Here is a 16,715-nt window from a genome sequence, read left to right as displayed (position 1 = left end):
TACGTTATAATGAACGAGGGCAGCTGTGAAGTTAGTGAATTGCTGCGGACGAAATACGATAGATAAATGGTGGTTGAAGATTATGAATTACGAGGAAGCGGTTGCTTATATTGAGGAGACTCCGAAGTTTACGAAGAAGAACAGCCTGGAGCATACGAAGGAGTGTTTGAGGAGACTGGGGAATCCGCAGGAGAAGTTTAAGGTGATACATGTTGCGGGAACCAATGGGAAAGGGAGTACTTGTGCGTTTCTGACTTCGATTCTCAGGGAGGCAGGGTATTCCTGCGGACTGTTTACGTCTCCCCATCTGGTGAAGATCAATGAGAGGTTTCAGATTAATGAGGTGAATATTGATGATGAGACTTTTCTGAAGGCTTTTGAGAGAGTGAAGGCGCTGGCGGATGAGCTGGTGGCTGAGGGAAGTTATCATCCTACCTATTTTGAGATGCTGTTTCTTATGGGAATGGTGATCTTTGCTGAGGCCAGGGTGGATTATGTGACTTTGGAGACCGGGCTTGGTGGAAGACTGGATGCGACTACGGCGGTGGAGGATCCGGTGGCTTGTGTGATCACTTCGATCAGTCTGGATCATATGCAGTTTTTGGGAAATACGGTGAGAGAGATTGCTGGGGAGAAGGCTGGAATTATTGTTCCGGGTGTTCCGGTGATCTATGATGGAAATGATGAGGATGCAGCAGAGGTGATCGCTGCGAAGGCGAAGGAGCTTGGAAGCCCGGCTTATAAGGTGGTCCAGGGCAGAGCGAAGGTGCTGGGAAATAATAAGGACGGCATTGATTTTTGCCTGGAGGATGGGTATTATGGGGATACCAGATTTCACATCCCCTTTATTGCATGGTATCAGGTGATGAATGCGTCTCTGGCACTTACTGCCATGGAGGTACTGAAGGATAAGATCCCGGTGGGCATGGAGCAGCTGCAGGCTGGAATTAAGAATACCAGATGGCAGGGCAGAATGGAGACGATTTTGCCAGGTGTGATCGTGGATGGAGCTCATAATGAGGATGGCGTCCGCAGGTTCGTGGAGACCGCGGAGCGTTTTCAGGAGGAGTATCCGCTGACACTTTTATTTTCAGCAGTGAATGATAAGGATTATCAGGATATGATCCATACCATTTGCAGCAGGATCCGTTTCCGCAAGGTTGTGACTACGGAGGTGGGCGGTTATCGTGAGGTGCCGTCTGCAGAGCTGGCGGAGATTTTCCGTAAAGAGGGTTGCAGGGAAGTTGGAAATTCTGATAATATAGAAGAGGCTTTTCATATGGCTTACGAGGCCAAGGGAGAGGACGGAATGTTGTTCTGTGTTGGTTCTCTTTACCTGGTTGGTGAGATTAAGACGCTCTTGCTGAAAAAATAAGACATTTTATTTTTCAGGAGCTTATGGAGGAATTTTATGATCGATTACGAAGAGGAACTGAAGAAATTTGAGCCCTGTCTGGATGTGACAGATGCGGAGGGGGCTATTTACGACAGAGAACTGACCGATATTCTGGACATTCTTCAGGAGATGTTAAGAGAGTCCAAGAGCGGACGCAGGATGAAATAGAATAGGAGATACTGAATGAACTGTATGAATTGCGGTGCGTTCCTGGCAGATAAGGACCTGGATTACTGTCCTCATTGCGGGTGTAACGTCCTGATCCAGAAGAAGGTGGAGTATCTCTCCAAACTTTATTACAATCAGGGCTTGGAGAAGGCCAGTATCCGTGACCTTTCAGGAGCTGTTAACTGTCTGAAGCAGAGCCTTACTTTTAACAAGAGAAATATCCAGGCACGAAATCTTCTGGGACTGGTGTATTTCGAGATGGGAGAGGTGGTTGCTGCTCTTAGTGAGTGGGTGATCAGCAAGAATCTGCAGCCTACCCGGAATATTGCAAATGAATATATCAATCGCCTTCAGGCGAATTCAAATAAACTGGACGCTATTAATGAAACCATAAGAAAGTATAACAATGCCCTGGCTCTTTGCAGGGAAGGGCATGAGGATATGGCTGCCATTCAGCTTCGTAAGATTTTGAGCCAGAATACCAAGCTGATCAAGGGCTATCATCTGCTGGCTTTGATCTACATGAAGAATCATGACTGGGGCAAAGCAAGGAGAACTCTTCGGAAGGCGGCGCGTATTGATAAGACCAATACCACCACATTACGTTTCCTTCGGGAAGTGGACGAGCGGACTGGTGTTACCACCCGTCTTGAGAAGCAGAAAAAAGGGCTTTTTGGCTCAAAGGGGAAACACGATAGTTCGGATGAGATTTCCAGAAGTGCGGTGGTACAGCCAGCTGTTTACAGGGAGAATTCCAGAATTTCCCTGTTTGTAACCCTTATGGCTGGTGTGGCAGCAGGAGCGGCTGCATTCTGGCTTCTGGCAGTACCTGCCATCAAGCAGGGCATCTACCGGGAGGCAAACCAGCAGATCGTGAAGTACAGCGAATCTCTGGCAAGCCAGGGGGCAGAGCTTTCCAGAGTCCAGGGAGAAGCCAAGGAGTCTGGAGATGTGGCGGAGGAGATCACCCAGCAGCTTACGGAAGAGCAGAAGAAGAGTACCAGCTATCAGGCACTTTTGAATGCCTATGTTTCTTATAAGCAGAATGAGTATGACGCAGCTGCGCTGGAGATCCAGAAGGTGTATGAGGATCAGCTGGGAGACGATGTAAAGGGAATTTACAATACCATTTGTTCCGAAACTGGTGTATCGGGAATCAAGAGTGATGGTTCTGGCGACAGCGGCTCAAGTACCGATACTTCGTCGGATTCTGGAAACAGTGATTATGCGCAGGATGCCTTAGATTATGATACATCCAGCTATGATGAGTCGGACAGCAGTAGTTATGATGACAGCAGTTATGACGACAGTGGGTATGATGGATCTGATTACTCTGATTATAGTGAAGAAGATGGATATTACGATGAAAATGGCGATTTTCAGTATTATTGATGGGAACGCCTGAAGGAAAACGAAGAGGAACCTCTGAACCGGGGATGTGCATAGTTGTGCACATCCCTTTTTCAATATACGGGAGCAACGAGCCAAAAATTCATAATCAAATAAGGGGGATTTTTATTCATGAAACCTGTTTTTGAAACTAAGGGAACCTGTCTGAATATTAAACTGCCAGAGGAACTGGATCATCCTGCATCTGAGCTGATCCGGAGGGAGTCCGACCGGATCATGGGAAAAATATATATCCGCACCATTTGCTTTGATTTTGAAGAGACTGTTTTTATGGACAGTTCCGGGATTGGACTGATCATGGGAAGATACCGGGCTCTTGGTATGCGTTCAGGTTGCATGAAGGCCTGTCACGTAAGTGGTTATATTGAAAAGCTTTTGCGGCTTTCCGGGGTGAGCAGGTTTCTGGAGCTGGAAAGAGAGGAAAAGGAGATGCAGCTGGAAGGGAGGGGAATCTGATGGAAAATTCCAATGAAATGACCATTATTTTTGACAGTCGTCCGGAGAATGAGGGACTGGCGAGAGTGGCGGCTGCGGCATTTTGCACCCAGCTGAATCCCACACTGGAGGAGGTGGCGGATTTAAAGACCGCGGTGTCGGAGGCAGTAACCAACTGTATTATCCATGGCTACAGGGGGGAGGTACATAAGATCCGGATGAAGTGCGTTCGAAAAGAAAGAACCATTTATGTGGATATTGAGGACGACGGTGTAGGGATTGCAGATGTGGAAAAGGCCATGGAGCCGTTGTTCACAACCCGGGCAGATCAGGACCGGTCAGGAATGGGCTTCACTTTTATGGAGGCTTTTATGGATGAGGTAAAGGTGACTTCACAGGTTGGAAAAGGAACCTGTGTGCATATGAGCAAAAAAATCGGAAACTGATCAGGAGGAAACATGGATCATACTCTTGCTCTCATTGGGCGTATTCACCAGGGGGATAAAGAGGCAAGAGATACTTTGTTTTCGGAAAATATGGGCCTGGTGTATAGTGTGGCCAGGCGTTTTCTGGGAAGAGGCGTGGAAATGGAGGATCTTTTTCAGATTGGAAGTATCGGTCTTCTGAAAGCGGTGGATCATTTCAATCCGGAATTTGATGTGAAGTTTTCCACATATGCAGTACCAATAGAGTAAGATAAAGGAAACGACCGGAATAGCCTTAAAATAAGGGATTTCTGATAAAGGCATTAGATTAAAAATCAGTGCTGTCAGATAAACATTTCGATATCTTATGTTGAAATAGCAGTGTAGATAAGATATTGAAAACAATTCGGAATTGTTTCTGATAGAAACCTTCTTGAATGAGATGATGAGCATTCAAAGGAGGTTTTTTTATGGCAAGAATTATGACAAGAAGAAAAGCCATACCCAAAGCAATTGAATTACTACAATGTCTGCCACAGACGGAGGAAGTTGTGGAAGTGATACAGGCATTAAAAAAATATTCCTCCACCCCATTGGATAGATGGGATGTAGCCAGTGTATATGAAGCACTGGATGAATGGACAGAATCGCATGGTGGAGTCCCGCCGAAAATAAAAGAGTGTGACAGTCATAAGGAATTGCCAAGTCATATGGTCTTTGAAAAGCTTTTTGGAAAAACAGCAAAAGAGTTTTTGAATGATTATTATGGAGAAATCGAATATGTAAGGATTGGACGTCATGGAACAAAATGTGTTGATGATCAATATGATTTTCTGGAATTATTCAGAAATGAATTTGAACGAATACAACCGGCAACATCAAAAATATATGATGCTTGTAGAAATCCAGAAACGCCATCATGGGGAACAATCGCAAGAAGGTGTAAAGTATCTTCCTGGTCAGAGCTGGTTACGCTGTCTGGTGTAGAGGCGAATTGCATCAGAAGAAGATATGACACATATAATATTAGAAATAAATTGAGTGTTTCACAAAAAACAAATGTGGAAACAAATCTGACAGTACACGAACAGAAAGAAGAAAAAGAACGATTTGAGGCATTGTTGATAAAGACACATGATTTAACATTGCAGGCTGAGAAGCAGGAAAAGGCAGAAAAAGCAGTTTCAAAACATACATTACGAATTGGGAGGAAATAGAGATGGCAAAAGTTATAGCAATAGTCAATCAAAAAGGCGGTGTCGCAAAGTCAACTTCGTGTGTGAATTTAGGAATCGGACTCGTTAAAAAAGGATATAAAGTTCTGGCAATAGATTTCGATCCACAAGGAAGCTTAACAGAGAGTCTTGGTTATCAGAATCCAGATGAATTGGAAATAACTGTAGCAACAATTCTTCATTGTGAGATGAACGGTCTTGAATTACCAGAAAGTTATGGAATTCTTCACCATGAAGAGGGATTGGACATTCTTCCGGCAAATATTGAACTTTCTGGGGTAGAAGTCAGCCTGGTAAATGTTATGAGCAGAGAATATGTGTTAAAACAGTTTATCAAGTTAATTTCGCCGGAATATGATTACATTCTGATTGATAATATGCCATCGTTAGGAATGCTCACTGTAAATGCACTTGCGGCAGCTGATTCGGTTATCATCCCGGTTATGGCACATTATCTTCCGGTTAAAGGTCTCGAACAGTTGATGCAGACAATATATAAAGTCAGGAAGCAGATAAATCGAAAACTTCAAATTGACGGAATCTTACTTACCATGGTGGATCGCAGAACAAATTTTTCAAAAGAGATTATAGAATTACTTCATGATAATTATGGTGAATATATCCATATTTTTGAGACTGCAATTCCGTTTTCTATAAGAGCTGCAGAGACGAGTGCTGAGGGAGTAAGTATTTATAAACATGATCCCAAAGGACGTGTTGCCGAAGCATATAAGAAACTGGTAGAGGAGGTGATTGATGATGGCAGTGAAAGAGAGTAGTGCTTCAAAGATAAAATTCAAAGGTGTAGATGCACTGTTTGGATTGTCAGAGGAGCAGGAGTGTGTGCGAGAAATTCCACTGGACGAGCTGGATACATTCAAGAACCATCCGTTTAAAGTATTCAGGGATGACAAAATGGAGGAAATGATTGAAAGTATTTCAGAATATGGAGTTCTTGTGCCAGGAATTGCAAGACCTTCAAATTCTGGGGAAAAGGATTATGAATTAGTAGTGGGACACAGAAGAAAATATGCTTGCAGAGAATTGGGATTGAAAACAATGCCGGTTATTATCAGAGATATGTCTGATGATGAAGCAACTGTAGTTATGGTCGATTCCAATATTCAAAGAGAAAACCTGCTGTATAGTGAGAAAGCATTTGCATACCGCATGAAGTATGAAGCATTGAAACGTCAAGGCAGAAGAACAGATCTAACTTTGGTCCAAGTTGAACCAAAGTTGAAAAAAAGATGGGCAGCTGAGATGGTAGGTACAGAAGTCGGGGAAACAATGAGTACAATCAAACGATATATACGATTGACCTATTTGTCGAATTATTTGCTGGAGTTTGTAGACAAAAATGAATTGCCATTCACTGTTGCAGTAGATCTATCGTATTTAAAAAGCAATGAGCAGTCGTTACTGTTGGCGTTCATAGGAACAACAAAGAAAATGCCTAATGGATCTCAGGCAAAAAAAATGAAAGAGCTTAGTCAGCAAAAAGAATTGACTGGAGAAGATATTGAGAAAATTCTTAGAGGAGAAGCAAAAGTGAATTACCAGAAAATCAGCTTTTCAGAAAAGCAACTGCAAAAATATTTTCCACCAGATTATAAGAAAGAACAAATTGAAAAAATTATATTTCAGTTATTAGATTCGTGGAAGGCACAAACAGAACAAAGGGGATGATAGAATGGAATATGATAAGCAAATAAGATATAATGATAGCCAGATGGAAAGATATCAGGCATATATTTCTAAAGTACAGAAGATAAACAGATTGGATAAGAGGACAAAAGAAATGACGATTGGAGATGTAATTAAAAAATCAATTCTGCCACTGACATTTATGGTATTCTGGTTTTGGATGACAAAAACAATTATGAAAGTCAGCGGACAGACGGATTGGTTCTGGTGGGTATTTATTGCCGGATTACCATTTGGAATACATAAAATGCGGCTGATTCTAATCCCAAGAGGAATGGATACCACAGCAACACTTGGTATGGCTGCGTTAAGTGTCATCATTGGAGCATTGATCGGAAGTATCATGATTCCAGTGTATGTGATCAGAGCGATATACGTTTTTATACGGTATATCATTGAAAGATAGAAAATTAGTTTGATAAGAGGCAGGCTTGCGAAAACAAAAATCGCAAGTCTGCCTCTTTTTTTGTGCCTAAAAACAGGCAATTCAGGGTAAATCCCTTTTGCAAATATAAATTTTGGAGGATTTCATTATGAGAGAGCGAATTGAAAGCAAGCATGTAACAAAAGAAATCAAAAGTCAGATGCCAGTGATTCCGGTTGAGATTATCAAAGAAAGAGGTTGTACGTTCTGTCCATATTATCTGGGAAGCTATGAGAAACAACCACGATGCATGATGAAAAATTGTGCCTGGGATGATGAAAAAGATTTATAAAACCCTGCTAGGAATGTTTGCCGATGAAATGAGGCAGGAAGAGTTGGAAAAAGATGAATGTTACGGATGTGCCTATGGAAAATGTGGACCATGTATCGGTATCTGTTACAAATCAATGAAAGCATAGGAGGGGTAAGCCAATGAATACAACAATTATTTCCGGGCGATTGGTAAGAAATCCCGGATACAATGAAGTGGAGAATGAAAAAGGACTTCATAAGATTGCCAAGTTTGTTCTGGCAGTCAGAAGAAATTATTCTGATGAAGTCAGTTTCATTCCGGTAAAGGCTTTTGCAAAGAAAGCAGAATTTGCCAGAGATTATCTGATGCAGGGAACGAAGGTCATGGTGGAAGGCGAGATTGTCACAGGTAATTATGAAGATAAGGATACCGGGAAAAAGATCTATACCACCGAAGTGTATGCAAACCGGATTGAATTCGCAGGTGCAAAAATGGTTGACAGACCACCGTTTCCAGAAGATGCGGAAGGGTTCTTAGAAATCCCAGAGGGCATGGAAGAGGAAATGCCGTTTAGATAGAGGAGGATAAAAGATGGTTTCAGTAGATCAGGCGTATATGGTAGGGCATATGAAAAAAGTTGATGGAAGTATCAATAACAAAAATGTAGTGCTGTCAGCAGCATGTGAAGCAGCGGAACTGTTCCAGTGCATGATGTCAGTAAATCAGAAACTGGAGGACTGGCAGAGATTTAACCACACCTTGGAGATGCATCTTAGAAGTGTGGAATGTGAGAAAATCCATGATATCTGTCAGGCAGTATATGGAATGAAACATCCGTCCGATGAACTGGAAGGATTGTATCTGGCAAGAGAGGATGAACAGATATGCCTGCTGTACTATCAGGTATTTGTAGGGATGCTGGAAATCAATATTAATTCAGCCGAAGTGCTGTACAAACAGAAGGAGGAAATAATCAATGAGTAAGATGGAGTATATGCCGGTAGATTGTCTGCAGGTGCCAAAGATGCTGTTCCAGGTGGAAGAATTCAAAAATCTGTCAAATACAGCAAAAATTTTATACAGCTTATTTCTGGATCGTTTGAAATTTGCGGAGCAGAATGGCTGGGTAGATCATAACGGCGATCTGTTTGTTATCTATCCAAAAAGTGAAATGAAGAAAGACCTGAATACGACTCGATATGGAGTAGATCAGGCAGTACAGGAACTGGTTAAGGTTGGAAAGTTGGTTCGTATTATTCCAAATAATGGAAAGGCGAACCACTTTTATATCAATGATATTTATGAAAATGAGATGGAGGAAGAATCAATGATGACATTAGATACTATTATGGCAAATATGCCGCTGGCTGAAAGAGAAATTATTATGGATAAGATGGTGAAAGCATCCAGAGATATTTTGGAAACTATTGCGGATATGGGATATATTGATGAATACGAAACGTCTTTAACTGCAATGGAAGAGAGAGGATACCAGGATGAGCTTGGAGAGATGGATATTGATCAAATTCAGGCTGATGGATATGAGTTTGGCATGGATCTTGCATTTGGAATTTTGGAGGAAAATGAAAATAATCCTGCTCGTGTGTTAGATATCCAGAAATATGTGAACAGACAGTATGATAGCTGTTCAAGAAAGAAGTTTATGAAGGTTATGGAAACCCTCGTTCATGCGATGGGGAATGATGAAGGCTTTATTGGTGATATGTATGCTTGCAACAAGAAGGCTAGAAATTATTATTTGGACGAAATGATTCAGTCATTCAATTTTGTGTTTGATGAGATGTGCCATGGTACGGGCAGTGCGGCAAATTGTGATTTCGATGTAGAAGAGTAGGAAAATATTATGGCAGATTTTGAATATTTCAGAGCAGAAGAATCTGACCAGTTTTCTTTTTTTCGGATACCAAAAGCTCTGTTCACAGAAAAAGAGTTTGCAAGCCTGTCCACAGACGCAAAGCTCCTTTACGGAATTCTGCTTGATCGAATCAGCCTATCCAAGAAAAATGGCTGGATTGACGGTGATGGTTATGTCTATATTATTTACACGATTGCAGAATTGCAGGAACTATTGCGAATGTCGCATACGACAGTGACAAAGCTTCTTTATGAGCTTGACAGTGTGCATGGGATTGGATTGATCGAACGGTATCGGCAGGGTAATAATCGTCCTTCTGTCATATATGTGAAAAATTTTGTGAAACGGAGCAGAGGAAAGCCAGTAAGATACTTTGCTTCTGGAACGCCAGAAACTGGAAATCCAGACTGCAAGGAATTGGAAATCCGGATTGCAAGAAACTGGAAGTCCGGAACGCAAAAAAATAGAAGTCCGGACTGCAAGAATCTGGATGGAAGTAATACTAAGATAAATAAGACTGAAAAGAATCATACTGATAAGAGCAAGAGCAATACTCCCGCTCTGGAAGAAAAATTCAGTCAGTATGGTAGATTTAAAAATGTTGTCTTGTCAGAAGCCGAACTGCAGGAGTTGATGACGTTATTTCCATGGGACTACCAGAAACGGATTGATCATCTTTCTGTTTATATGAAATCCAGTGGAAAAGAGTATCAGAATCATTTTGCAACAATCTGTCTTTGGGCAGAACAGGATGGCGCCAGGGCAGGAATTGACAAATATGAATTTCAGGAAGGAGAAAGCCTGTGATGGAAAATAAAGTAACAGCAGATTATCTGGATGAAGAGGGATGTCTTCATTGTGGCATCTGTGGAAAAAGAAAACAGATGAAAGTCAGTCTGATGGGATTTGAGCATGTAGTGTCTTGTTTGTGCGAATGCGAGGTGAAAGCCAGACAGGAACTTGATGAGAAGATGCAGCGGGAAGAAGCACAGCGGCAGCTTTATCAGAGAAAATCCGTCGGACTTCAGGAAAGAAGATTCTGGGAATGGAAATTTGAAAAAGATAATGGAAGCAACCAGAAGATACTAATCGCCAGGCAGTATGTAGAAAACTGGACAGATATGAAGAGAAAAAATGAAGGACTGCTTCTGATGGGACCAGTTGGAACCGGGAAGAGTTTTTTTGCAGGCTGTATAGCAAATGCACTTTTGGAACAGGGAGAACGTGTCATGATGACAAATTTTTCTAGGATCTTAAATGAAATGACCAGCTATCAGGCAGATAAGAACCAGATTATACAAAATCTTGTGGATTATCCGCTGCTGATTATTGATGATTTAGGAATAGAACGAAATTCCGAGTTTGCTTTGGAGCAGGTCTATAATGTGATAGACAGCCACTATTGTAAAATGCTTCCGCTGATCGTAACAACGAATCTGGGACTGAATGAAATGAAATCTGCAGATTTAGATACTGCCCATCAGCGCATTTACAGCAGAATACTTGAAATGTGTGTTCCCATCTATTGTGGTGGGGAAGACAAGAGAAAAGAAGAAGGGACAGAAAAACTCGTACAGGTGCAGCACCTGATTACCGGTTAATCTGTCCTTTTTCATTGAAGGGGGGGTGATTGCCATGATTACAGATCTGGACAGCAGTTGAATCGCTGAAAGGAGGGAAAAGGCATGCAGGAAGAGGTAACTCAGAAAACGGTCACGTTCTGTATTCGGGCTACTAAAATTACGGCAGACCTGTTGAAAAAGGTTCTTGCTGCGTATCTGCGTCATCAAAAGCAGAAATCAGTAGAGAAGAAAGCACAGAAAAATCAGCCGAAACAGGGAAAGGTCACGGTAAAAGAGCTGGCAAAACAGAATGCCGGGATGGTCAATATCGAGATCACGGACAAAAATATCAAGTCCTTTGAACGGTATGCCAGAAAATACGGGATCAATTATGCTCTGAAAAAAGACAAGAGCAAAGATCCTCCGGTTTATCTGGTATTTTTCAAGGGACGTGATCAGGATGCCCTAAATGCTGCTTTCCGTGAGTTTTCCCAGAAACAGATTCAAAAAGCGAATAAGCCTTCCATTCATAAGCGTCTTGCAGCTTACCGGGCAATGATGCCAAAGAAGACGAAGGACAAAGTAAAGAACCGGCATCAGGAGCATAGTCGATGAAAAAGAAAAGCGGCAAAACTCTGATGCAGAAGTGGAAGAATAAAATCGGGGGTAAGCTGTCCGCCCTGGATAAAAAGAAACTGGTTCTTACAAATATCCCTTATGCTCTGGCTGCTTTCTATGCAGACCGGGCATTTTTTCTTTACCGGAACAGTCCGGGAGAAGATATGGGGAACAAACTTTTATATGCAATGGAACACGCAGACCGGATTTTTGCTGGTTTTGTGTTAAGCAATAACTGGAAAGATCTGCTAGCAGGTATTGTTGTTGCAGTCGTTCTGAAAGTGTTGGTCTGGCAGAAACAGGCAGACGCAAAGAAATTACGGAAAGGCATCGAGTATGGTTCAGCCAGATGGGGAACCGCAGAGGATATCAAGCCTTATATGTCGGAAGATCCATGGATGAACATTCCATTGACAGCAACAGAAGCACTGACCATGGAGAGTAGACCGAAGCAGCCGAAGTATGCAAGAAATAAAAATATAGTGGTCATCGGCGGCAGTGGTTCCGGTAAGACACGTTTTTTCGTAAAACCATCGGTCATGCAGATGAACTGTTCCATGGTCATTACAGATCCGAAAGGCACTTTGATTGAAGAGTGCGGGAAGATGTTAGCAAAGGGACCACCTAAGAAAGATAAGAATGGAAATATCATGAAAGATAAATCTGGAAAAGTGGTACATGAGCCATATGAGTTCCATGATATGGGAGCTTATGAAAAAAGTACCGATGTTAATCAGATTGCTGCGGTCTATGAAAAATATAGGGAGAATCCTGAAAATGCCTATCGAGTATGTAGTATGGGGATTATCTATCGTGATCCGGAAGACAGTTACTATGATGATGCTGAATTTGCAATCGTAAAAGGAAATACAGTACTTGGAAATCTGATGGACGATGTTCGATTTTATGGAGAACTTGCACTGGTACGGGAAGGGATTGAGAAAATTCATGAAGCATTGCCGGATTATAAATATGTGCCGATGAGGGATGTTCGAGAAGCAATGTATCCTGAGAAGATGACCACAGAACAGCTGGCAGAGGCACTGGATGAGATTGCAGAAGCTTTTGATCCGTATGAGTATCGAGATAATGTGGAGACGGGAGAAAATACGGTACAAGAGGTGATGTTGGATTTGCAGAGTGGCAATACACATTCTTATATTTCTTATTTGAAGGATATTGTAGACGAAGAATGTGACCAGTCTGTGCGTGCAGGTGTATTGATTGAAAGACTGAAAGCCTATGAGCCAGAACTTCCAAAGGATATGGAACCGATGGTGTATGTGAATTATTGTGAGAAAAGTGAGCTGGGGAATCCAAGATGCCAGAAGTTATCTGATTTGGATTCCAAAACAGTAGAACAGGACAAAGCCTGGTATGCCGACTGTGATCCAAACACCAACGAACCAAAAACGACAGCACAGATGTTTTTTACAGTATATTATGCTGAGAAGGGCGACAAGATGTTGCATCATTTTCAAGGTAAGATAGACATTGGTAGCGGAAATGGCGGCATCATCAGTCAATTAAAGATGCAGAATGAAATGAAGTTGACGGATGAAAGCTGGATCAGCTATCAGCAAGGAAAAGGCAATGAAGAATATCAGAAGTATATGGAAGATCTGACGGATATGCAGAATCATGTACTGCCGTATTTGCAGAGCTTTTGCAGTCTGGAAGAAAAAGGTGTGAAGGAGAGACGAGAACAGCAGGTAGCAGAGAAAAATGAGAGCAGAGAAGCTGTGTCGAGAGCTGGTGTTGAAATAAATACAGCAGTTAAGGACGCAGGGAAAGCTGAAAGAAAGGCAGTAGCACAGAAAAAGGCAATGCCAGGAAAAGAAAAGAAACCGTCAATCCATGAACGCTTGGAAATCAATAAGAGAATCATCCAGGAAAAGCAGGGAAAAGATAAGCCGGAGAGAGGAGCTGATTTGGGTGTAAGGACAGTGTAGTATAAGCACAATGAGTCGGAGGTCACGGATGATAACGTGGCTTCCGGCTTTTTTGTTTTGAATGATAGTGCTTCAAATTTTTTATGTGACAAATGAAACAACCTATGATATTATAAAACATATAAGCGAAAATAACTTTTGCGGAAACGAAAGTATCTTTATATTTTTTATGTGCATACTTCCTATTATAGGATTAAATAATTGCAAAGTTGAATACTAATATTTTTTCATTATTACAGGTACAATAAGAATATGTAATAGCGGAAATGAGGTATAGTTACTTGCATATAGAGAAGTATATTGCGGATAAAATAACATCTTTGTGTGAAAAGCGTGATATCAGTAAATATAGATTATCGCAGCTGTCGGGAATTTCCCAGTCGTCACTGGGAAGAATCATGGCACAGGAAAACCTGCCGTCGCTGATCACACTTGAAAAAATATGTACAGCATTAGGCGTGACATTATCACAGTTTTTTCAAGAAGATAATTTAGAGAATCTGACAGAAAAGCAGAAAGAAGTTCTAGGGATATGGAAAAATCTGAGTACAAATGAGCAGGAAACAGTAATGTCAATGCTGCGTGGACTTCGGAAGTAGAAAAACAGTTCGAGTATATGTATCGACTGTTCTTTTTTATTTTTTGTCGTTAAAACGGTAATGTTTTCTTGTGTATACTAGAGCATTAAAGTATAATGAGATCAGTTTTTTTGCATAAGTATTAAAGCTATAATAAGGAAATCGGCAAACCAGATGAAAGTCTGGGACGCAAAGCTACAGGGCCTGTAAAATGGCAGCCAGTTGCATGAAATGAGGTGCACTGTCTGTTTGGCAGTGCTTTTTTATGGTAGAGCACTTGAATAAGTAATACAGAAGCTGTTTGGAAAAATATTGTGAAAAATAGCGGGGAGGTTATTGATAATTAATGAATGTAAAATTAAAATCTGGAAGCAAGCAAGCAAGCAAGCAAGCAAGCAAATTTCTGTCACAGAGGCGGAAGATGGACAGCAGGCAGTGGAATTGTTTAAAGAGAAACCAGCAGGAACATTTGATGCAATTCTGATGGATCTGATGATGCCTGTGATGGATGGATATACAGCTACGAGAAAAATCAGATCATTAGAACGTTCAGATGCAAAAACAATACCGATCAGAGCTATAACAGCAAATGCATTCCAGGAAGATGCTGAAAAGTGCATTGCCGTAGGTATGAACGCTCATTTGGCGAAACCTTTGGATATTGAAAAGATGAAAAAGACTATTAAAAGTATTTGTTCTTAATATAGGGAGAAAGTAAATGAATAGCATAGTTATTGAAATGAATATTATTTGAGATTCGGGGTAAATTGTGAAATGCAGACAAACAGGAAAAATAAAAATATAATAGGTATTATACAGAGTTTCCTTATATTGATATTAGTGGTTCTTATTATTTTTATGATGATTCAGATTAGCAGGCTGCAGGGGACAGCACGCGTAATAAATTATGCAGGTCTGGTACGTGGAGATACACAGCGCGAAGTAAAATTAGAAATTACAGGAAACCAAAATGATGAATTAATTAAATATTTGGATGATATTCTTCTTGGATTGAGATATCAGGATGGACATTATAATCTGGTAAAACTCAATGACGAAGAATATCAGGGGAAATTGAAAATCCAGAGTGATTACTGGGATAAATTGAAAACAGAAATTGAAGCAGTAAGAAACAAGGGATACGAAAATACAGACATTGTTAATATGAGTGAAATATATTTTACGATGGCAGATGAAACTGTCTCTGCCGCAGAAAGCTATTCAGAAAAGATCGCTATAAAGATTCGTACTATAGAGCTTTTGTCGGCACTTGATATGTTGATTCTGGTGATATTGGTTATTATGCAGACTCTAAAGGCAATGCAGATGGCAATGCAAAACAGATTGCTGGAACAGAAAGCATTCGTAGATACCCATACTGGGCTGCCAAATAAAAATGCCTGTAATGACCTTCTTAATAAAAAAGATATAATTACAGGTTCTACAGCATGTATAATGTTTGATTTAAATAATCTAAAAACTGTAAATGATACAATGGGACATTCCGCAGGAGATCGGTTAATAATGAATTTCTCAAAGCTTTTGCGAAGTGTTATTCCAGAAAAGGATTTTGTTGGAAGATATGGCGGAGATGAGTTTATAGCAGTCATTTATCATACAAATGAGGCGGAAATTAAAGAAATATTAAAAGTTTTGTACAGAGAAAAAGATAGATTAAATAGTTATGAAAATCAAATACCAATCGACTATGCATGCGGATGGGCATTATCCTCCGATAATATGTCTTGTACAATGCAGATGTTATTGGATGATGCAGATGCTAATATGTATAAAAATAAACAGTTATGCAAGAGATATAATCAGCATTCTTAAGAAAGTGATTAAAAAACTATCGATAGAGAGTGTCTTTTTTAATTTATAGGATTTCTAAAGACCACAAGAATAAAGGAAATAGAAAATATGAATAAAAGACAAAAAATACTGATTGTCGATGATTCAAAGTTTAACAGGGATATATTGAAAGAATTTTTTGGAGAAACCTATGATTATCTGGAAGCTGAAAATGGAAATCAGGCAGCGCAGATTATGGAAGAGAATCTGGGAATCGATTTGATGCTTTTAGACATCAACATGCCACAGATGGATGTTTAATAAAGCAAAGCTAAATTATTACAGTCTGATTCTGATGGATATTCAGATGTCGATTATGAACGGATATAAAGCATCCAGGAGAATTCGAGAACTGAAAGATGGTAACAAATCGCAGATTCCAATTGTTGCAATGACAGCAAATGCGTTTGAAGAAGATAAGAAGATGGCTTTGGCAAGTGGCATGAATGATCATGTTGCAAAACCAATAGATATGAATGTATTATTGCCGACTATTATGAAATATATGTAAAGGAAGAAAGAAGGACACTGATTTTGCAGTCAGTGTTCTTCTTACATATCAGTCGACTAAAGAAAAACATTTTATAGTTGTACATTATCTCGTTGAGAAGGGTAAATCTGTGAAATTTTGACGAATGATATTTAAAGTCTTTTGCTTTTTCAGTAATTCTTGTTTCTCCCGGACAGTAGCAGCCTGTTTAGATTCAAGGTTTTCGAGAGTATGAAACTTTTTCTGTAAAATAATGTTTAGAAGGTTCTTCTATGATACAATAAATATCATTAGGAGGGCCTTTTATTATGGCAAGACAAAAGAAACCTGTACAT

At 40.4% G+C, this 16,715-nt stretch carries 22 protein-coding genes, 1 pseudogene and 1 riboswitch; all 23 genes and pseudogenes read left to right on the top strand.

Translation table 11 applies throughout. From position 1 onward, the window contains the following. The first annotated feature begins 82 nt into the window (after nucleotides 1-82). Nucleotides 83-1,375: a bifunctional folylpolyglutamate synthase/dihydrofolate synthase gene (locus tag ACTQ50_RS14790; RefSeq protein ID WP_441484839.1), complete on the top strand. Its 1,293-nt coding sequence runs from the start codon at nucleotides 83-85 to the stop codon at nucleotides 1,373-1,375. A 36-nt stretch (nucleotides 1,376-1,411) separates the two neighbouring features. Continuing rightward, on the top strand, nucleotides 1,412-1,564 hold the full coding sequence (locus tag ACTQ50_RS14785) for a hypothetical protein (protein ID WP_226817871.1): 153 nt from the start codon (nucleotides 1,412-1,414) through the stop codon (nucleotides 1,562-1,564). 15 nt (nucleotides 1,565-1,579) lie between these two features. Beyond that, nucleotides 1,580-2,956, top strand: a complete 1,377-nt coding sequence (locus tag ACTQ50_RS14780; RefSeq protein WP_441484827.1) for a tetratricopeptide repeat protein — start codon at nucleotides 1,580-1,582, stop codon at nucleotides 2,954-2,956. A 129-nt stretch (nucleotides 2,957-3,085) separates the two neighbouring features. Next, nucleotides 3,086-3,430: an STAS domain-containing protein gene (locus ACTQ50_RS14775; RefSeq protein ID WP_441484826.1), complete on the top strand. Its 345-nt coding sequence runs from the start codon at nucleotides 3,086-3,088 to the stop codon at nucleotides 3,428-3,430. Continuing rightward, a complete protein-coding gene (gene spoIIAB, locus ACTQ50_RS14770) occupies nucleotides 3,430-3,855 on the top strand; it encodes an anti-sigma F factor (RefSeq protein WP_226817868.1) in 426 nt (141 codons plus the stop codon). The genes ACTQ50_RS14775 and spoIIAB overlap by 1 nt, the downstream gene beginning before the upstream one ends. A 12-nt stretch (nucleotides 3,856-3,867) precedes the next feature. Next, a pseudogene (locus tag ACTQ50_RS14765) lies at nucleotides 3,868-4,098 on the top strand (sigma-70 family RNA polymerase sigma factor); the annotation flags it as partial. Between the two features lie 206 nt (nucleotides 4,099-4,304). After that, nucleotides 4,305-5,051, top strand: a complete 747-nt coding sequence (locus tag ACTQ50_RS14760; protein ID WP_055180644.1) for a hypothetical protein — start codon at nucleotides 4,305-4,307, stop codon at nucleotides 5,049-5,051. 2 nt (nucleotides 5,052-5,053) lie between these two features. Then, a complete protein-coding gene (locus tag ACTQ50_RS14755; RefSeq protein ID WP_055180642.1) occupies nucleotides 5,054-5,848 on the top strand; it encodes a ParA family protein in 795 nt (264 codons plus the stop codon). Further along, nucleotides 5,826-6,758 (top strand): ParB/RepB/Spo0J family partition protein, encoded by a 933-nt coding sequence (locus ACTQ50_RS14750; protein ID WP_441484825.1) that lies wholly within the window; start codon nucleotides 5,826-5,828, stop codon nucleotides 6,756-6,758. Before ACTQ50_RS14755 ends, ACTQ50_RS14750 begins: the two co-directional genes overlap by 23 nt. Nucleotides 6,759-6,762: 4 nt before the next feature. Further along, a complete protein-coding gene (locus tag ACTQ50_RS14745) occupies nucleotides 6,763-7,182 on the top strand; it encodes a DUF6050 family protein (RefSeq protein ID WP_441484824.1) in 420 nt (139 codons plus the stop codon). Nucleotides 7,183-7,309: 127 nt separating this feature from the next. Further along, entirely contained in the window at nucleotides 7,310-7,492 is a 183-nt protein-coding gene (locus ACTQ50_RS14740; protein WP_441484823.1) for a hypothetical protein, read from the top strand. A gap of 140 nt (nucleotides 7,493-7,632) precedes the next feature. Beyond that, a complete protein-coding gene (locus tag ACTQ50_RS14735; RefSeq protein ID WP_027090287.1) occupies nucleotides 7,633-8,031 on the top strand; it encodes a single-stranded DNA-binding protein in 399 nt (132 codons plus the stop codon). Between the two features lie 13 nt (nucleotides 8,032-8,044). After that, nucleotides 8,045-8,437 (top strand): hypothetical protein, encoded by a 393-nt coding sequence (locus ACTQ50_RS14730; RefSeq protein WP_441484822.1) that lies wholly within the window; start codon nucleotides 8,045-8,047, stop codon nucleotides 8,435-8,437. After that, complete coding sequence (locus ACTQ50_RS14725) at nucleotides 8,430-9,308, top strand: replication initiator protein A (protein ID WP_441484821.1); 879 nt, start codon at nucleotides 8,430-8,432, stop codon at nucleotides 9,306-9,308. The genes ACTQ50_RS14730 and ACTQ50_RS14725 overlap by 8 nt, the downstream gene beginning before the upstream one ends. A 9-nt stretch (nucleotides 9,309-9,317) precedes the next feature. Continuing rightward, on the top strand, nucleotides 9,318-10,136 hold the full coding sequence (locus tag ACTQ50_RS14720) for a replication initiator protein A (RefSeq protein WP_441484820.1): 819 nt from the start codon (nucleotides 9,318-9,320) through the stop codon (nucleotides 10,134-10,136). After that, on the top strand, nucleotides 10,136-10,930 hold the full coding sequence (locus tag ACTQ50_RS14715) for an ATP-binding protein (RefSeq protein ID WP_441484819.1): 795 nt from the start codon (nucleotides 10,136-10,138) through the stop codon (nucleotides 10,928-10,930). The genes ACTQ50_RS14720 and ACTQ50_RS14715 overlap by 1 nt, the downstream gene beginning before the upstream one ends. 84 nt (nucleotides 10,931-11,014) lie before the next feature. Beyond that, on the top strand, nucleotides 11,015-11,506 hold the full coding sequence (locus tag ACTQ50_RS14710; protein ID WP_441484818.1) for a PcfB family protein: 492 nt from the start codon (nucleotides 11,015-11,017) through the stop codon (nucleotides 11,504-11,506). Next, complete coding sequence (locus ACTQ50_RS14705; RefSeq protein WP_441484817.1) at nucleotides 11,503-13,461, top strand: LPD25 domain-containing protein; 1,959 nt, start codon at nucleotides 11,503-11,505, stop codon at nucleotides 13,459-13,461. The genes ACTQ50_RS14710 and ACTQ50_RS14705 overlap by 4 nt, the downstream gene beginning before the upstream one ends. Before the next feature lie 266 nt (nucleotides 13,462-13,727). Continuing rightward, complete coding sequence (locus ACTQ50_RS14700; protein WP_441484816.1) at nucleotides 13,728-14,060, top strand: helix-turn-helix domain-containing protein; 333 nt, start codon at nucleotides 13,728-13,730, stop codon at nucleotides 14,058-14,060. 133 nt (nucleotides 14,061-14,193) lie between these two features. Next, nucleotides 14,194-14,269, top strand: a riboswitch (cyclic di-GMP riboswitch). 106 nt (nucleotides 14,270-14,375) lie between these two features. Next, nucleotides 14,376-14,741: a response regulator gene (locus ACTQ50_RS14695; RefSeq protein WP_441484815.1), complete on the top strand. Its 366-nt coding sequence runs from the start codon at nucleotides 14,376-14,378 to the stop codon at nucleotides 14,739-14,741. Between the two features lie 72 nt (nucleotides 14,742-14,813). Then, entirely contained in the window at nucleotides 14,814-15,872 is a 1,059-nt protein-coding gene (locus ACTQ50_RS14690) for a GGDEF domain-containing protein (protein ID WP_441484814.1), read from the top strand. Nucleotides 15,873-15,959: 87 nt separating this feature from the next. Next, on the top strand, nucleotides 15,960-16,151 hold the full coding sequence (locus ACTQ50_RS14685; protein WP_412456065.1) for a response regulator: 192 nt from the start codon (nucleotides 15,960-15,962) through the stop codon (nucleotides 16,149-16,151). A gap of 55 nt (nucleotides 16,152-16,206) precedes the next feature. Then, nucleotides 16,207-16,401, top strand: a complete 195-nt coding sequence (locus ACTQ50_RS14680) for a response regulator (RefSeq protein ID WP_441484813.1) — start codon at nucleotides 16,207-16,209, stop codon at nucleotides 16,399-16,401. The last annotated feature ends 314 nt before the right edge of the window (nucleotides 16,402-16,715 follow it).

The organism is Blautia sp. Sow4_E7 (assembly GCF_052116245.1).
In the GTDB taxonomy this organism is placed as follows: Bacteria; Bacillota; Clostridia; order Lachnospirales; family Lachnospiraceae; genus Blautia_A.
The sequence above is the reverse complement of the archived record's forward strand: the minus strand, read 5'-3'. Positions and strand labels throughout refer to the sequence as shown.

What these genes read in the sequence shown, in the direction of transcription:
- ACTQ50_RS14700 (WP_441484816.1), top strand. Translation starts at nt 13,728, where the DNA reads ATGAGGTATAGTTACTTGCATATAGAGAAGTATATTGCGGATAAAATA.
- ACTQ50_RS14730 (WP_441484822.1), top strand. Translation starts at nt 8,045, where the DNA reads ATGGTTTCAGTAGATCAGGCGTATATGGTAGGGCATATGAAAAAAGTT.
- ACTQ50_RS14790 (WP_441484839.1), top strand. Translation starts at nt 83, where the DNA reads ATGAATTACGAGGAAGCGGTTGCTTATATTGAGGAGACTCCGAAGTTT.
- ACTQ50_RS14710 (WP_441484818.1), top strand. Translation starts at nt 11,015, where the DNA reads ATGCAGGAAGAGGTAACTCAGAAAACGGTCACGTTCTGTATTCGGGCT.
- ACTQ50_RS14785 (WP_226817871.1), top strand. Translation starts at nt 1,412, where the DNA reads ATGATCGATTACGAAGAGGAACTGAAGAAATTTGAGCCCTGTCTGGAT.
- spoIIAB (WP_226817868.1), top strand. Translation starts at nt 3,430, where the DNA reads ATGGAAAATTCCAATGAAATGACCATTATTTTTGACAGTCGTCCGGAG.
- ACTQ50_RS14685 (WP_412456065.1), top strand. Translation starts at nt 15,960, where the DNA reads ATGAATAAAAGACAAAAAATACTGATTGTCGATGATTCAAAGTTTAAC.
- ACTQ50_RS14775 (WP_441484826.1), top strand. Translation starts at nt 3,086, where the DNA reads ATGAAACCTGTTTTTGAAACTAAGGGAACCTGTCTGAATATTAAACTG.
- ACTQ50_RS14755 (WP_055180642.1), top strand. Translation starts at nt 5,054, where the DNA reads ATGGCAAAAGTTATAGCAATAGTCAATCAAAAAGGCGGTGTCGCAAAG.
- ACTQ50_RS14725 (WP_441484821.1), top strand. Translation starts at nt 8,430, where the DNA reads ATGAGTAAGATGGAGTATATGCCGGTAGATTGTCTGCAGGTGCCAAAG.
- ACTQ50_RS14735 (WP_027090287.1), top strand. Translation starts at nt 7,633, where the DNA reads ATGAATACAACAATTATTTCCGGGCGATTGGTAAGAAATCCCGGATAC.
- ACTQ50_RS14690 (WP_441484814.1), top strand. Translation starts at nt 14,814, where the DNA reads ATGCAGACAAACAGGAAAAATAAAAATATAATAGGTATTATACAGAGT.
- ACTQ50_RS14760 (WP_055180644.1), top strand. Translation starts at nt 4,305, where the DNA reads ATGGCAAGAATTATGACAAGAAGAAAAGCCATACCCAAAGCAATTGAA.
- ACTQ50_RS14745 (WP_441484824.1), top strand. Translation starts at nt 6,763, where the DNA reads ATGGAATATGATAAGCAAATAAGATATAATGATAGCCAGATGGAAAGA.
- ACTQ50_RS14715 (WP_441484819.1), top strand. Translation starts at nt 10,136, where the DNA reads ATGGAAAATAAAGTAACAGCAGATTATCTGGATGAAGAGGGATGTCTT.
- ACTQ50_RS14680 (WP_441484813.1), top strand. Translation starts at nt 16,207, where the DNA reads ATGAACGGATATAAAGCATCCAGGAGAATTCGAGAACTGAAAGATGGT.
- ACTQ50_RS14740 (WP_441484823.1), top strand. Translation starts at nt 7,310, where the DNA reads ATGAGAGAGCGAATTGAAAGCAAGCATGTAACAAAAGAAATCAAAAGT.
- ACTQ50_RS14750 (WP_441484825.1), top strand. Translation starts at nt 5,826, where the DNA reads ATGATGGCAGTGAAAGAGAGTAGTGCTTCAAAGATAAAATTCAAAGGT.
- ACTQ50_RS14705 (WP_441484817.1), top strand. Translation starts at nt 11,503, where the DNA reads ATGAAAAAGAAAAGCGGCAAAACTCTGATGCAGAAGTGGAAGAATAAA.
- ACTQ50_RS14780 (WP_441484827.1), top strand. Translation starts at nt 1,580, where the DNA reads ATGAACTGTATGAATTGCGGTGCGTTCCTGGCAGATAAGGACCTGGAT.
- ACTQ50_RS14720 (WP_441484820.1), top strand. Translation starts at nt 9,318, where the DNA reads ATGGCAGATTTTGAATATTTCAGAGCAGAAGAATCTGACCAGTTTTCT.